Source organism: Streptomyces sp. Y309, assembly GCF_056712025.1.
In genome coordinates this window covers 445856-459968 of record NZ_CM160048.1, presented here as the reverse complement: position 1 = coordinate 459968, position 14113 = coordinate 445856, and the positions used below count along the sequence as shown (strand labels likewise).

The 14113-nt window shown below is 71.2% G+C and carries 10 protein-coding genes; 6 read left to right on the top strand and 4 right to left on the bottom strand.

The window, feature by feature from the left end:
• Positions 1 to 213 precede the first annotated feature (213 nt).
• The 3 genes from AC0KTA_RS01910 (at position 214) to AC0KTA_RS01900 (ending at position 5326) form a co-directional block, all read left to right on the top strand.
• Positions 214 to 501, top strand: a complete 288-nt coding sequence (locus AC0KTA_RS01910; protein ID WP_481053322.1) for a CU044_2847 family protein — start codon at positions 214 to 216, stop codon at positions 499 to 501.
• Positions 498 to 1322 carry a S1 family peptidase gene (locus AC0KTA_RS01905; protein ID WP_481053321.1) on the top strand — a complete coding sequence of 275 codons (825 nt, stop codon included), beginning with the start codon at positions 498 to 500 and terminating at the stop codon, positions 1320 to 1322. The genes AC0KTA_RS01910 and AC0KTA_RS01905 overlap by 4 nt, the downstream gene beginning before the upstream one ends.
• A 980-nt stretch (positions 1323 to 2302) precedes the next feature.
• Positions 2303 to 5326: an AfsR/SARP family transcriptional regulator gene (locus AC0KTA_RS01900; RefSeq protein WP_481056275.1), complete on the top strand. Its 3024-nt coding sequence runs from the start codon at positions 2303 to 2305 to the stop codon at positions 5324 to 5326.
• Positions 5327 to 5483: 157 nt separating this feature from the next.
• On the opposite strand, the gene AC0KTA_RS01895 is transcribed toward AC0KTA_RS01900, so the two are convergent.
• The gene (locus AC0KTA_RS01895) at positions 5484 to 6641 is read right to left on the bottom strand and encodes a family 2 encapsulin nanocompartment cargo protein terpene cyclase (protein ID WP_481053320.1); all 1158 of its coding nucleotides are present in this window, start codon (positions 6639 to 6641) and stop codon (positions 5484 to 5486) included.
• Positions 6642 to 6986: 345 nt separating this feature from the next.
• Between AC0KTA_RS01895 and AC0KTA_RS01890 the strand changes: the two genes are divergently transcribed.
• A complete protein-coding gene (locus AC0KTA_RS01890) occupies positions 6987 to 8414 on the top strand; it encodes a family 2B encapsulin nanocompartment shell protein (protein ID WP_481053319.1) in 1428 nt (475 codons plus the stop codon).
• A 91-nt stretch (positions 8415 to 8505) separates the two neighbouring features.
• Positions 8506 to 9366 carry a geranyl diphosphate 2-C-methyltransferase gene (locus AC0KTA_RS01885; protein ID WP_481053318.1) on the top strand — a complete coding sequence of 287 codons (861 nt, stop codon included), beginning with the start codon at positions 8506 to 8508 and terminating at the stop codon, positions 9364 to 9366.
• Positions 9367 to 9387: 21 nt separating this feature from the next.
• On the opposite strand, the gene AC0KTA_RS01880 is transcribed toward AC0KTA_RS01885, so the two are convergent.
• The 3 genes from AC0KTA_RS01880 to AC0KTA_RS01870 all read right to left on the bottom strand — a co-directional run bounded on the left by AC0KTA_RS01880 (position 9388) and on the right by AC0KTA_RS01870 (position 12500).
• Positions 9388 to 10491 carry a CapA family protein gene (locus tag AC0KTA_RS01880; RefSeq protein WP_481053317.1) on the bottom strand — a complete coding sequence of 368 codons (1104 nt, stop codon included), beginning with the start codon at positions 10489 to 10491 and terminating at the stop codon, positions 9388 to 9390.
• Between the two features lie 298 nt (positions 10492 to 10789).
• Positions 10790 to 11536 (bottom strand): PP2C family protein-serine/threonine phosphatase, encoded by a 747-nt coding sequence (locus tag AC0KTA_RS01875; protein ID WP_481056274.1) that lies wholly within the window; start codon positions 11534 to 11536, stop codon positions 10790 to 10792.
• An 88-nt stretch (positions 11537 to 11624) separates the two neighbouring features.
• Positions 11625 to 12500 (bottom strand): HAD-IIA family hydrolase, encoded by an 876-nt coding sequence (locus tag AC0KTA_RS01870; protein WP_481053316.1) that lies wholly within the window; start codon positions 12498 to 12500, stop codon positions 11625 to 11627.
• 215 nt (positions 12501 to 12715) lie between these two features.
• On the opposite strand from AC0KTA_RS01870, the gene AC0KTA_RS01865 reads away from it, so the two are divergent.
• Positions 12716 to 14056 carry a phosphoribosyltransferase family protein gene (locus AC0KTA_RS01865; RefSeq protein WP_481053315.1) on the top strand — a complete coding sequence of 447 codons (1341 nt, stop codon included), beginning with the start codon at positions 12716 to 12718 and terminating at the stop codon, positions 14054 to 14056.
• Positions 14057 to 14113: the final 57 nt, after the last annotated feature.

The following is a 14113-nucleotide window of genomic DNA, read 5'->3' as shown; positions in this document are numbered from 1 at the left end:
TCGATGACGAGGACGAGGTCGCTCCGGAGCGTCCATCGTTCGACTGGTCCCGGCCGGCTCGGCCCTTGCCGCTGGCCGACGCGACGCGCTTTCATGTGGGATCAGTGCGGTAACGGCAGCTTCAACTGCCTTGTGCCGCAACCGGATGTGTTGCTCGCATCGAAGTCGAACACGGGGGCCGCGCGGTTCATGACTCAAGTCAGGGTGGAGACGGTGGCTCTCGATGCCGCGGGAAATCGGCAGATCGCCGGCAGGAATCGTACGACGTCGCCGCTGTCAGGTCGCTCCGCCGAGGTCGAAGAAGCCATCGTGCAGGCTTCCGGGATCGCGCAACAGTCGTTGGCGCGGGTCGCGGAGCGCGACGGCTGGCAGGTGTCCAGCATGGTTGTGACCTTCGGGGTAACGCTCGCCGCCGAGGCCGGCGTGATCCTTTCGAAGGCGTCCGCGGAAGCCTCGTTCGAGGTCACTCTCACTGTGGAGCGGGCCTCGGGTACGCCATGACGAGCCCGGACTACTGGGTCGACCTATATCAGATGCAGCAATGCTTGGGTGGTGGCTTTCTGCTGACGCCCCGATACGTCTTGACGGCATTGCACTGCCTGCGCGGTCTGAATGCCGCCGACCCCGGCGTGGAGATCGTCCTGGCCGACGGGCGCCGGATCGACGGGCAGGTGTGCCGCCAGGACAAGGGTGCCGACCTGGCGTTGATCGAGATCGGGGAGGGGCACTACGTACCGCTGACAATGATCAGGAAGGCTGGGCGCGCCCTGGTCGGCGGCCGCTGGGAAGGACCCTATCGGCCTGCCCTCCATGAGGCGAAGCTCCGCGGCGTCATCGACGCCCAGGCGAACGACTACGCCTGTCAGGGCGGCGCGGCCATCGAAGCCCTGCAGCTGACGGCCGATCAGGTCCTGGGAGACTACTCCGGATACTCCGGCGGCCCGGTGGAGAGCACGTCTCAGGACGACGAACCGGTCGTAGTGGGCATCCTCCTGGAGCAGTCCCTCGACCGGGCAGATGAAAGCCGCGCGGCCAACGTCCTGTTCGCGGCGACGATCGCGGAGGCCGTGTCCCGTTTCGACCATCTCCAACTGTTCCACCTCGTAGACGTGTTGCGCCCGCCCACCGCCCAGGTCGCCGAGCTGGACGCCGTCCCGATGGGCTATCCCGTCTCCAGGAGCGGCGCCAAGCTCGATGAGTGGTTCCAGCGGCTCCAACAGTGGGCGGAGCAGGGCGAGATGGACCCGGCACAGATCGCCGAGCTCAAGTTCATCGCCGCGCAGAAGGCGATCGAGAGCGACTTCGCGGGGGGCGCCGAATGACGAGTCCCTGGCAGTCGGCGATGGCCTGGGCCGAGGCTGCCGTGACCGACGGGAGCACCGGCCCTGAGCTCTCGATCGCCTTGGAAGAGCTGCGGAGCGACCCTCGTGCGCTGTTCGCGCCCACGGCCGGCAAGGATCTCGCGTATCTCACCAGTTTGCTCGACGCGCTGGGCCTTCAGGAGCGGGCCTCCGTGTTCGTGGCCGGGCTTGCCGCGCAGGTTCTGCGGGATCCGCAGGTCCGCCAGGTGAAGAGCGCCGTACGCAATCAGTTGGCGCTCACCCTCGCGGACCGGGGACAGCTGGCGGCGGCGTCCGTACTCCTCGCATTCGACTACGACGTGGGCTCCCGCGGGACGACGGGCATCGCCATGGCCCGCACGGTGGCGAACCTGGCCGGCGTCAAGTTGCGCAAGGGCGAGGTGGAAGAGGCACTGGCCGCCGCCCGGCACGCGCTGGACCTGATCACATCCGAAGAGGGCCCCGAGCCCGAATTGAACGTGCGGCTCCTCGCGCTCACGGTCCTCGTCGACGGAACTCAACGGCTGGGCGCAGGCGCCGAGGCCGATGGCCTGCTCCCGCAACTGGAGGATGCCGTACGTCAGCTGGTCGGTCTTCTCGGCGAAGGTCACCCACGGTCGCTGTCGGCCGTGGTGGCGCTGAGTTCGGCGGAGTTCGTGTCGGCCTGGCACGTCGGTGATCACATGCGGATGAGGCGGGCGGCGGACGTCCTTGCCGTCGTGGCGCAGAAGACCTCGGCCGCCCTCGGGACCAGACACCCGCAGACCCTCTCCACGCACCGTACGCTGACCGGCACCGAGCTGGTGCTCGCGAGGTCGGTCGGACCCGCGCGACGCCTCGAGGACGTCCGGGCGTTGATCCGGGGCACCGCCCGTTCGAGGTACAGGAGGCCGGCAGTGCCCGGTCGGTGGCCTCGGAACTCGACTGCGGACTCGCCAGGCAGGGCCCGGCGGCGCGACCGCGTGCTTGCTGATGCGCGCGAAGAGCTCCCGCCCGCGCGGACTGGTCTCCCCGAGCGCAGGCGTGGTGCCGAAGGCCTGCGCTTCAGCGTGCTCGGCCCGGTGCGTGCCTGGAGCGGGGGCGAGCCCGTGGCCATCGGTGCCCCGTTGCAGCGTGCTCTGCTCACCGTCCTGCTGCTGCGCGCGGGCCGCTCGGCGACCTCGGCGCAACTGATCGACGCCATCTGGGGGGAGGAGCCGCCCGAGCGCGCACGAGGGGCGCTGCGCGCCTTCGCCTCGCGCCTGCGCAAGGTCCTCGGCCCCGATGTCCTGGTGAGTGAGTCGGGTGGCTATGCCATCCGCCTGCCCGACACCAGGGCGGTCGACCTGGCGCTCGTCGAAGAGCTGTCGATGGATGCGCAGAGCGCGCGTGACATGGGTGACTCGACCCAGGCGAGGATCCTGTTCAACGAGGCGCTGGACCTGTGGAACGGCGAGCCGCTGTCGAACGTCCCGGGGCCCTACGCCGACACCGAACGGGTCCGCTTGGCGGAGTGGCGCCTTCATCTCGTCGAATCCCGTCTGGACCTGGACCTGGAGCAGGGCGGCCACGCGGAAGCGGTCGCGGAGCTGACCGCCCTGGCGGCGGCGCACCCGCTGCGCGAGCGCCTGCGCGAACTGCTGATGCTGGCCCTGTATCGCAGCGGCCGCCAGGCCGAGGCTCTCGCCGTGTACGCCGACACACGCCGACTGCTCGCCGACGAGCTGGGCGTGGATCCGTGCCCCGCCCTGTCTGATCTGCACTTGCGCATCCTGCGGGCGGACCCCGCGCTCGTGGAGCCGCGAGCCGCCGCCGCAATGCCGTCCTCGGCGCGGGGGCGCCCGCGCCAACTCCCTGCAGATCTCGCCGACTTCACCGGCCGCGCTGCCTTCATGGCGGAGTTGGGTGACGTGTTGTCCGTGCCCGAGGGACGTGTCCTGGCCGTGGCAGGCGTCGGCGGCGTGGGCAAGACGGCCCTCGCGGTGCACGTGGCGCACGCGGCTGGGGAACGCTTCCCGGACGGGCAGCTCTACGTCGACCTGCAGGGCGGGGGCACGCATGCCGTCGAGCCCAAGTCGGTGCTCGGTTCGTTCCTGCGCGCCTTCGGTATGCCGGACGCGAGTATTCCCGACTCCCTGGAGGATCGCGCGGCACTGTACCGCTCGACTCTCAACGGCCGCCGGGTTCTGGTGCTCCTGGACAACGCGCGCGACGGGGCGCAGATCAGGCCCCTGCTCCCGGGCACGGAGGGCTGCGCGACCCTGGTGACCTCCCGCGTCCGCATGGTTGATCTGGAGGGTGCGTACCTGGTGGACCTGGACGTGATGTCCGCAGACGAGGCCCTGAAGCTCTTCACCAAGATTGTCGGCGAGGATCGGGTGGCCCCGGAGCGTGACGCAGCGCTCGACGTGGTGAACGCCTGCGGATTCCTGCCGCTCGCCATCCGCATCGCGGCCACCCGCCTGGCGGCCCGCCGGACGTGGACCGTCTCCGCCCTCGCGGCCAAGCTGGCCGATGGACGCCACCGCCTGGACGAACTCCGGGCGGGCGACTTCGCCGTCAAGACCACCTTCGAGCTGCACTACAAAGTACTGGAGCAGCAACAGGCGCGCGCTTTCCGCCTGCTCGGCCTGGCGGACGGCCCGGACATCTCACTCGCCGCGGCGGCTGCCATGCTCGACCTGCCGGTCGACGAGACCGAGGTCCTCCTCGAGACCCTTGTCGGCACATCCCTCCTGGAATCGACGGTGCCGGACCGCTACCGCTTCCACAGCCTCGTGCGCCTCTTCGCGCGTGCCTGTGCGGACAGCGACGAACACCCGTCCAGCGAACTGGAAGCGGCTCGCTCAAGGCTGCTCGACTTCTACCTGGCCGCCACTGCCAAGGCATACGTGGCGCAGCGGCCGAACGACGACATGGCCGCCAGTTTCGAAGCCCCCCTGACTCAGGGGCCGACCTTCACCCACAGCGACGATGCCCAGAAGTGGATGCGGTCAGAGGCCGACTGCATCATTGCCTGCGCCCTGCAGTCGCTGGCGCCGAGCTCTCTGCGGCGTGGAGCGAATCTGCTGCTCGCGGCCGACGCACTCGGTGAGCCAGAGGCCGACCCCACCCAGGGCGGGGCCGCGGCCACGGCGATCCGCGACGCGACTCGCTCCGCCGAAGACCCGGGCACCGAGGGAAGGGCCAGGGCAGCGCTCGCGGGAATGCTGCTGCGTTCCCGACGGTACGCGGACGCGGGCGACGAGGCACGACTCGCCCTGCGGCTGGCCGAGCGCACCGGCGATCGCCTCTCCCGCTGCTGGGCCCTGCGGCATCTCGGTGTGGTCGCGGCCGCCCAAGGACGGTACGAGGACGCCGAACCGCTCTTGGAACAGGCCAGGGAGAACTTCCGTGCCTTCGGGAGCGCCGCCGGAGAAGCCGACACGCTGTGCGCCCTGTCCCAGGTCCATGCCGCCACCGGCCGTGCCCATACCGCCGTCGCACACGCCGAGCGCGGGCTGCGGAAGTATGCCCAGTCGGGCCCGGCACCACGGTTGGCCCACGGGCACTACCACCTTGGCCTCGCACTCACCGCCGCCCGCCGTTACGGTGCGGCTCTGACGGAACTCCACGTGGCTCTCCAGTCCTTCCGGGACAACCAGCAGGTTCTGTGGGAGGGAACGACCCACTTCCGTCTGGCCCAGGCCGAGTTGGCGGCACAGCACCACCCGACTCGCGCGTGCCGGCACGCCGAGCAGGCCCTCGCCCTCGGCTGTGTCGGCGGCGGGCACACCCGGGTCGCCGTGCTGACCACGCTGGGCCACGCCCTCGACGCCGTGGGCCGGCAGGACCGGGCGCTTGCCTGCTGGCGGGAGGCCCTCACCCTGTATGAACAGCTCAGCGCGGACGAGGCGAGTGGGGCGGCCGAGACCTCCGCCGAGGTGGAGGCCCACATCAGAGTGCTCCCGAACTCCCTGCGCCCCGCCGAGGCGGGGCCCCAGGGGGACGCGCATGGCAGGGCCTGACGATTCTCGGCATAGGCCACGCCGTACGCCATGACATCCCCTATCGCCCGCCTGGACCTCCTCCAGCGACGGAATCCAGCAGCACCAGGCCACGCGGCCCGGCCAGGAGTTCACTGATCGTCCAGTTCGGAGGACCGGTCGCTGCGCCCGGCGCTCTTCAGGGTGACGTCGCGTAGCGGGTGCCGACGTTCCCTGCGTGCCATTCGTGATTGCCGCCCACCCAGTTCGACAGGCCGGTCATGAAGCGGGCGACGAGCGGATGGGTGGCGGAGAGCGCGGCGGCCTGTTCCTCGAAGCGGTGGACGATGTCGTTGTGGACCTCGATCGCCTTCTGGAAGGCATCCTCGATGGAGCAGTCCTCCTCGGCGGCGATCACGGTGGGCAGGCTGTAGTGGAAGCGCTCGCTCCGCTGCTCCTTGCGCAGCGAGTACAGGTCGTTGCAGATGGTCGAGGCGTTGGAGGACAGGGCGACGGCGCGCTGCACACCGGGTTCCGCGAAGAGGTGGGCGGGCAGTTCATAGCCGCCGACGGCGTCGGTGAGGGTCAGGCAGGGGCGGAAGCTGTTGAACTGCCGCTGCACCAGGTACTCCCAGACCGCGGGCGTACGGAGCTGGGAGATGCAGTCGCCCTCGGCGTTGTAGCCGAGATAGAGGTTCGCGATGTCGTGCCGGAAGCGGTGTGCCTGCGCCGGGGTGGCCAGGGCGCGGAAGTGGTCCATGGCCGATCGCATCGAGCGCAGGGCCGGGTGGGAGTCGAGCCCCGACCGCCAATCGGCCTCGTAGCGTGCGGTGTTGTGGGCGGGGTCGATCGCGGACTGGGCGACGGCGAGCACCGCGCCGCGCCGGTCCGCGCTGCCGCCGTACTCCGCCTCGCAGAAGTAGTCGTCCACGGCGTTCTCGCCGACCAGCAGGCGGCCGGCGGCCATCAGGTGGTCGATGCCCGGCGCGTCCGGGTGGCACAGGACCACCGACCGCCCCGGGTCGAAGCCGACGAGCGCCTCCCGGTGATCGGTGCCCGGGTAGAGGCCCACTTCCTCCTCGGCCCACTCGACGAGCCGGTCGTTGATCTCGTCGGCCAGCGCGCGGTCGTCCCGCACGGCCGGCGGGCAGTAGAGGCCCTCGATGCGTTGCGACGACGGCGATTCCGCTGACGTGGGCGGCGCCGTGTCCGAGGAGCCCGCGGCCGGTGCGAGGCGCAGGGAGTCGGTTCCGAGCCCGGACGGCCCGGACAGCAGCCGTGCCAGCAGGCGGGGGGAACCAGGAGAACCAGGGGGGTCCGCGGGTGCGTCGGTGGTGCCGGAAAGGGGCGCCTTCATCCGCAACTCCGTCCACAGGAGAATCGACTCGGCTCGGCCTTCGACGCAGGGATAGCACGGCCCGGGGGACGGGAACAAGGGCCGCCCGACCGCCCTGACGCCGGTTCGCTGCATTCCGGCCGACCTCGGACGGGGTGACCGCCGCTCTCAGGGGGCGCCGCCGGGTGTTCGTGCAGGTCGCCCGGTGTGCGGAGCCGGGGCGCAAATACATGGTGTGTACGGGCAGTCGCCCTCGACCTTCGTCGACGCGCGCTGCTTCACTTGCGGCGCGCCGCTCCTGCGGCCAGGTCCGCCACAGGAGTCTTTCGTGCCGTAAGCAACGCGATGCCGTCGGAGGGGACCAGGATGACGACCGCAGCGTCACCGGAGCAGTCGGAGCAGCCTGAACAGAGCGAGGGACAGGCGCAGTTGAGCCTGGGCATCGCGGCCGCACGCAATCTGACGACCACCACCAAGACCGTTCCGCAGATGCAGGGCATCAGCTCGCGTTGGCTGCTGCGGACCCTGCCCTGGGTGGAGGTGAGCGGCGGCACGTACCGGGTGAACCGGCGCCTGGTGTACGCGGTCGGCGACGGCCGGGTGACCTTTGTCCAGGAAGGGGCCGACGTCCGGGTCGTGCCCGCGGAGCTCGGCGAGCTGCCGCTGCTGCGCGGATTCGGCGACGCCGAGGTGCTGCGGGCGCTGGCCGAGCGGTTCCAGCAGCGGGAGTTGGCGCCGGGCCAGGTGATAGCCCAGGCGGGACAGCCCGCCGACCACGTCTATCTGATCGCGCACGGCAAGGTGGAGAAGATCGGCACCGGCAAGTACGGCGAGCAGGCCCAGCTCGGGGTGGTGGCCGACGGCGGGTTCTTCGGCGGGCAGGTGGTCGCGGAAGAGCCCGGCGACTGGGAGTTCACCGCCCGCGCGGTGACGCCGTGCACCGTTCTGGCGCTGCCCCGGCAGGCGTACGAGGAGATAGCCGGGCAGAGCGAGGAGCTTCGGTCCCACGTGCGGGCGCGCCAGGCCGACGCGGAACGGCCGCAGAACAGGCGCGGCGAAGCCGACATCGCCCTCGCAGCCGGGCACGCGGGCGAGCCGGCCCTGCCGGGCACCTTCGTGGACTACGAACTGGAGCCCCGCGAATACGAGTTGAGCGTGGCGCAGACCGTCCTGAAGGTGCACTCCCGGGTCGCCGACCTCTACAACGACCCGATGAACCAGGTCGAACAGCAACTGCGCCTGACCATCGAGGCGTTGCGCGAACGCCAGGAGTACGAACTGGTCAACAACCGGGAATTCGGGCTCCTCCACAACGCCGACCACGGCCAGCGCATCTCCACCCACTCCGGCCCGCCCACCCCCGACGACTTCGACGAGCTGCTGAGCATGCGCCGCCAGACCAAGGCGTTCTTCGCGCACCCGCGCGCCGTCGCCGCCTTCGGCCGCGAGTGCAACAAGCGCGGCATCTACTTCGGCGACACCGAGGTCGGCGGCCACCGCATCCCCGCCTGGCGGGGCGTGCCGATCTACCCCTTGGGGAAACTGGAGGTCTCCGCCGAAGGCGCCACCTCGATCCTGGCGATGCGTACCGGCGAGGAGGTGGAGGGCGTGGTCGGCCTGCGCCAGACCGGCATCCCCGACGAGTACGAGCCGGGCCTGAACGTGCGGTTCATGGGCATCAACGACCAGGCCGTCATCTCCTACCTGGTCAGCACCTACTACTCGGCGGCCGTGCTCGTCCCGGACGCGCTCGGCGTTCTGGAGAACGTCGAGGTCGGGTGGACGCCCGCCTGACACCGGCCGACGTCCGCCGCCGTAGCGCCGACCGCGCTCGCACACCTCCGGCACCTCGGAACCGCCGGCACGCTGTTAAGGAGCTCTCACGATGACGATGACTCCGGACGCCTCCGCCCGTGTGGTGCGCACCGCCTATCAACGGGCGGTCGCGGAGTACTGGAACAACGAGAAGAACCCGGTCAACCTGCGCCTCGGGGATGTCGACGGCCTCTACCACCACCACTACGGGATCGGCGACTGGGACCCCTCGGTCCTGGAAGGACCCGCGGAGACCCGGGACGAGCGGATCATCGGGGAGATGCACCGTCTGGAGTCGGCGCAGGCGGACGTTCTCCTCGACCACCTGGGACCCATCGCGCCCGGCCACCGGCTGCTGGACGCCGGCTGCGGCCGGGGCGGCACCAGCATCATGGCCAACCAGCGCTTCGGCTGCCACGTCGACGGTGTCTCCATTTCCGAGTCGCAGGTCGAGTTCGCCAACGGCCAGGCCCGTGAGCGCGGCGTGGACGCCCACGTGGGATACCACTTCCGCAACATGCTGGACACGGGTCTCCCGACCGGTGCCTTCCAAGGGATCTGGAACAACGAGTCCACCATGTACGTGGACCTGTTCCCGCTCTTCGCCGAGTACTCCCGGCTGCTGGTCCACGGCGGGCGCTACGTCTGCATCACCGGCTGCTACAACGACGTCACCGGCGGCCGCTCCAAGGCCGTGAGCCGCATCGACGAGCACTACACCTGCAACATCCACTCCCGCAGCACGTACTTCAAGGCACTCGCCGCCAACAACCTCGTCCCCATCAACGTCGTCGACCTCACCGCCGAGACCATCCCCTACTGGGAACTGCGGGCCAAGTCCTCGCTCGCCACCGGCATCGAGGAACCCTTCCTGACCGCGTACCGCGAAGGCAGCTTCCACTACCTCCTCATCGCCGCCGACCGCATCTGACCCGCCGCCGGGCGGCAGTCGTCAGGCTGCCCGGGGTGCCAGGGCGATGTGGTCCGAGTCCGACACGACGCACGGGGCGAACCCCACGGCGAGACGGTCGAGGAGCGCGCGCAGCCACCGGACGTCCTCGGACGGGGCGTGGCACAGACGCATGCGCCGGGCCCGCAGCGGGACGACGCGCAGCTCGACGAGCCGGCCCGTGCCGGGCTCCAGCGAGACCAGGTAGAGGAGCCGCAGGTCGTCGCGGTACTCCTCGTAGCCCGTGATGCCCTCGTAGTCGTTGATGAGGTCGCCGCAGCCGTACAGGACGAGCCTGCCGCGATACGCCTCCGGGGGGCGAGGGTGATGTGAGGAGTGGCCGTGCACGACGTCCGCCCCGGCATCGATCAGGGCGTGTGCGAAGGTCACTTGGTCCCGGGGCACGCGGTACCCCCAGTTGGAGCCCCAGTGGACCGAGACCACCGCGATGTCGCCCGGACGCTTCGTCCGCCGTACGCGGTCGGCCACTTCGGCCGCGGCCGGGTCGGAAGGACCGGCCACGAAGCTCACGCCGCTGCGGCTCCCGGTCGCCGCCCAGTCGTGCGGGACGCCGCTGGACGGCATGCCGAAGGCGAAGACCAGGAGCCGGTGGTCCCCGTCGAGCGGGACGATCGCCGGGCGGCTCGCCGCGGCGGCGTCCCGGCCCGCGCCGGCCGTCCGCAGGCGCGCGTCGGCCAGCGCGTCGAGCGTCTCCGTCAGGCCGGGGCGGCCGAAGTCCAGAACGTGGTTGTTGGCCAGGACGCAGACGTCGGGGCGGGCGGCCGTCAGGCAGGGCAGGTTGGCGGGATGCATGCGGTAGTGGATGCCCTTGCCGGGGGCGAAGGCGCCGCTCCGCGTGACGCTGGTCTCCAGGTTGACGACACGGGCGTCGGGCGCGGCCGAGTCGAGGACCTCCAGCGCGTCCCCCCAGGGCCACGAGAAGCCGACCGGACGCGGAATGGGCCCGTTCACCGCCTCGGCCAGGTCCACGTAGTCCTCGGCGTTCCGTATCCATCCCTCGCGCAGCTCCGGGGCACCGGGGTGCGGCAGGATCTGGTCCACACCACGGCCGAGCATGACGTCGCCGCAGACGAACAACGTGATCAAGTGGGCCCTCCTGTGCGGTGTCGTGGCGCTGACCGGCCGACTGATCGGGGGCGTCGCCCCAGAGGTGGCGTCGCCTAGGGCGTGTCCGATGGGTCCTGTCGGCGTCGCGGCGCCTGGCACGCGCGTCTGCGGCGTTGTCGTCGGTTGCCGACGTTCCCCAAGCTCTCGACTGCGCTCGAGCAGGGGAGGCCCCACTGCGTCGACGCCCTCCTCCGCCTTGCAGCCACACGCACCAGACACCGCTCGGCCCCACAGACACGCACCCGGAACACAGCCGACCGGACCCATCGGACACGCCCTAGTCGCTGACGCCGACCAACGCGAGGGTGATGTTGTCCGGGCCGCCCGCCTCGATGGCGGACTTCCACAGCTCGAACGCCGCCCGGCCGCCCTCGTGGGCCCGCAGCACCTCGTCGAGCGCCTCATCGGGCACGGGGTCGGTCAGGCCGTCGGTGCACACCAGGAAGCGCTGCCCCGTGCTGAGGGGTGCCGTGCTGACGTGCGGCGTGACCGCGCTGAACCGTGGAGCGCCGCCGAGCGCCTGCGTGACGATCGACGTGGTGCGCCGGCCGGGCGCCGGCGGCGGGCTGTCGTCGACGCTCATCCGGTGGAGCGCCGCGCGGTCGTCGCTCACGTCGAGCACTCTGCTGTCGCCGACGTTGAACACCAGCAGTTCCTCCGCGAGGACCACGACACCCGCGACCGTCGTCCCCATGGTGCTCAGCTCCGGATCACGGTCGGCGGCCGCGTACACGGAGAGATTGCAGGCGTTGAGCGCGTCTCGTACGGCCTGCTCGCTGTCCAGCGTGGGCCCGAGCGCCGCGAGGTTCCGTACGACGAGGCTGCTGGCTACTTCCCCGGCCGGCTGGCCGCCCATGCCGTCGGCGACCGCGACGACGAGCGGGGCGCCGAGCGGAAAACCCAGCGTCTGCGGGTTCTCGGTCACGGTTCCGCACAGCGTCCACGGCCCGATGACCAGGCTGTCCTCGTTGTGATCGCGCATGAGCCCCGGGTGACTCAGGGCCGTCACGGTGACGTACGGCATCGCCATCCCGCCTCTCCGCGTTGGCGGGCGTGTTCCCGTTGGCGGCGTGTTCCGCACCTCCATTGTCGCGCCGCGAGCCGCCGCGGGCTCAGTGGGAGCTCGCGGCCAGGCGTTCCACGAGGCCGGGCAGGTCGGCGAAGGAGTCGAGCACGTGGTCCGGCGTGCCGGTCGCCGACCGCAGGGTCTCGGGCAGGAACTTCCCGGTCCGGACGAGGACACCGGTGATCCCGCAGCGCTGGGCGGCGAGCACGTCGGACTCGATGTCGTCGCCGACCATGAGCGTCGCGGCCGGATCGGCGCCGAGGTGGGCCAGCGCGGCGGCGAAGAACGCCTCCGCCGGCTTGCCGGTGATCTCCGCGTCCACCCCGGCAGCCCGCTCCAGGCCCAGCAGAAAGGCGCCCGTGTCGAGGTCGAGGCCGTCGGCGGTACGCCAGTAGAGGTTCCGGTGCATCGCCACGAGGCGGGCTCCGCGCCGCAGGTGCCGGAAGACACGGTTGAGGGGCGCGTAGCCGAAGGCGCTGCCTGCGCCGCCGATGACGATCACGTCCACGTCCGGGTCCGCCTCCGCCCGGCCCGGGTCCGCGTCCGTGGCGTCCAGGTCCGCATCCGGGTCCGCCCCCGCCTCAGCCTCGCCGACCAGCGTCACGCCCGTCAGGTCGTCCCGGATGTCACCGGTGTTGAGCAGCAGACAACGGGCACCCGGGTAGTGCTCGCGCAGATGCGCGGCGGTGACGGCGGGTGCCGTGAGGATGTCGTCGGCGGCGACGGGGAATCCCGTCTCCGCGAGGCGCGCGGCGATCGAGGCGCGGGTGCGCGAGGTGGTGTTGGTGACCAGCGCGAAGGGAAGTTCCGCGGCGCGCAGCCGCTCCAGGGCCGCCACGGCCCCGGGCAACGGCTCCCAGGAGACGGTGAGCACGCCGTCGATGTCGATCAGGACTGCGCCGACCGCGCCGACTCGTTCCATGCCACCGACGGTAGCCACCCTCGCGCGGCCGCGCAGCGGGTGCGGAATCCGCGGCACCCCGGCCTCCGGTTGCGAAACGCCGCGAACAGAGATACCCCGAAGGTACGGAAGTGGTTTCCATCCCGTGCCCTGGGGCGGACGTCGCCCCGCCGAGAGAGGGCGGACATCGCCCCCGGGGATGGGACGTACACCGACCCCGAGATGGGGCGAACACAGTGCTCTTCGCCGACCGTATTGACGCCGGACGCCGCCTCGCCGAAGAGGTGCGGCACCTGCGAGAGGACAAGCCGGTCGTCCTGGGACTGCCCAGGGGAGGCGTGCCGGTGGCCTTCGAGGTGGCGCAGGCGCTCGACGCCCCCCTCGATGTGATCGTGGTCCGCAAGCTCGGCGTCCCCCACCATCCGGAACTGGGGTTCGGCGCGATCGGCGAAGGCGGCGTGCGGGTCATCAGCGACGACATCGTGCGCCACTGCGGCCTCCGGCCGAAGGAGATCGCGGCGGTCGAGCACGAGGAGGAACAGGAGCTGGAGCGGCGGGCGCACCGGTATCGCAACGGGCGGCCGCGGGTGCCGGTCGAAGGACGCACCGTGCTCGTCGTCGACGACGGGATCGCCACCGGCGCCACGGCGGCCGCCGCGTGCCGGGTCGCGCGGGCACAGGGCGCGGGCCGCGTGGTGCTCGCCGTGCCGACAGCGCCGCCGGACACGGTGGGCCGGTTGCGTGAGGTGGCGGACGAGGTGGTGTGCCTGTCCACGCCGGAGCTGTTCGGCTCCGTGGGCCAGTGGTACCGGGACTTCTCGCAGACCACCGACGACGAGGTGAGCGCATGCCTGGCACCGGCGGCTGCCCGGCCGCCCGACCGGCCCGCGGCGGCCGAGGCCGAGGTGACCGAGGTCGAGGTGGACGCGGCCGGGGTCCGGCTCGCCGGGGACCTCGCCCTGCCGGCGGACGCCCCGGGGGTGGTGATGTTCGCCCACGGCTCCGGCAGCAGCCGGCACAGCCCGCGCAACCAGTCGGTGGCGTCGGCCCTGCGCGAGGCCGGCCTCGGCACGCTCCTCTTCGACCTGCTCACACCGGCCGAGGAGGCCGACCGGGCGAACGTCTTCGACGTCGACACCCTGGCCGGGAGGCTGCTGGGGGCCACCCGCTGGATGCGGGAGCGCGCGCCCGTACCGATCGGCTACTTCGGAGCCAGCACCGGGGCCGCGGCCGCGCTGCGGGCAGCCGCGGACGCCGCGGCCGACGACGGGGCCGACGCGGCCGACGGCACCGTCCGTGCCGTGGTGTCCCGGGGCGGACGGCCCGATCTCGCCGCGCCCCGCCTCGGCGACGTACGCGCACCGACCCTGCTGATCGTCGGCGGGCAGGACACGATGGTGCTCGACCTCAACCGCGAGGCCCAGGCGGAGCTGCGCTGCGAGAACCGGCTCGAGATCGTCCCGGGGGCCACGCACCTCTTCGAGGAACCCGGAGCACTCGACCAGGTCGCCGACCTCGCCCGGGAGTGGTTCACCCGGCACCTGCCCGAGATCGGTGAACCCCCACCCGATCAATGACTTAGGTTTGCCTTAGTTTAGGCTTCCCGACGAGTCAGTCCGCACCGCTCGAAGGGA

Coding starts and splice junctions, on each gene's coding strand:
- AC0KTA_RS01895 (WP_481053320.1), bottom strand. CDS start 6,641: ATGAAGGCGCCCCTTTCCGGCACCACCGACGCACCCGCGGACCCCCCT.
- AC0KTA_RS01890 (WP_481053319.1), top strand. CDS start 6,987: ATGACGACCGCAGCGTCACCGGAGCAGTCGGAGCAGCCTGAACAGAGC.
- AC0KTA_RS01905 (WP_481053321.1), top strand. CDS start 498: ATGACGAGCCCGGACTACTGGGTCGACCTATATCAGATGCAGCAATGC.
- AC0KTA_RS01875 (WP_481056274.1), bottom strand. CDS start 11,536: ATGCCGTACGTCACCGTGACGGCCCTGAGTCACCCGGGGCTCATGCGC.
- AC0KTA_RS01870 (WP_481053316.1), bottom strand. CDS start 12,500: ATGGAACGAGTCGGCGCGGTCGGCGCAGTCCTGATCGACATCGACGGC.
- AC0KTA_RS01885 (WP_481053318.1), top strand. CDS start 8,506: ATGACGATGACTCCGGACGCCTCCGCCCGTGTGGTGCGCACCGCCTAT.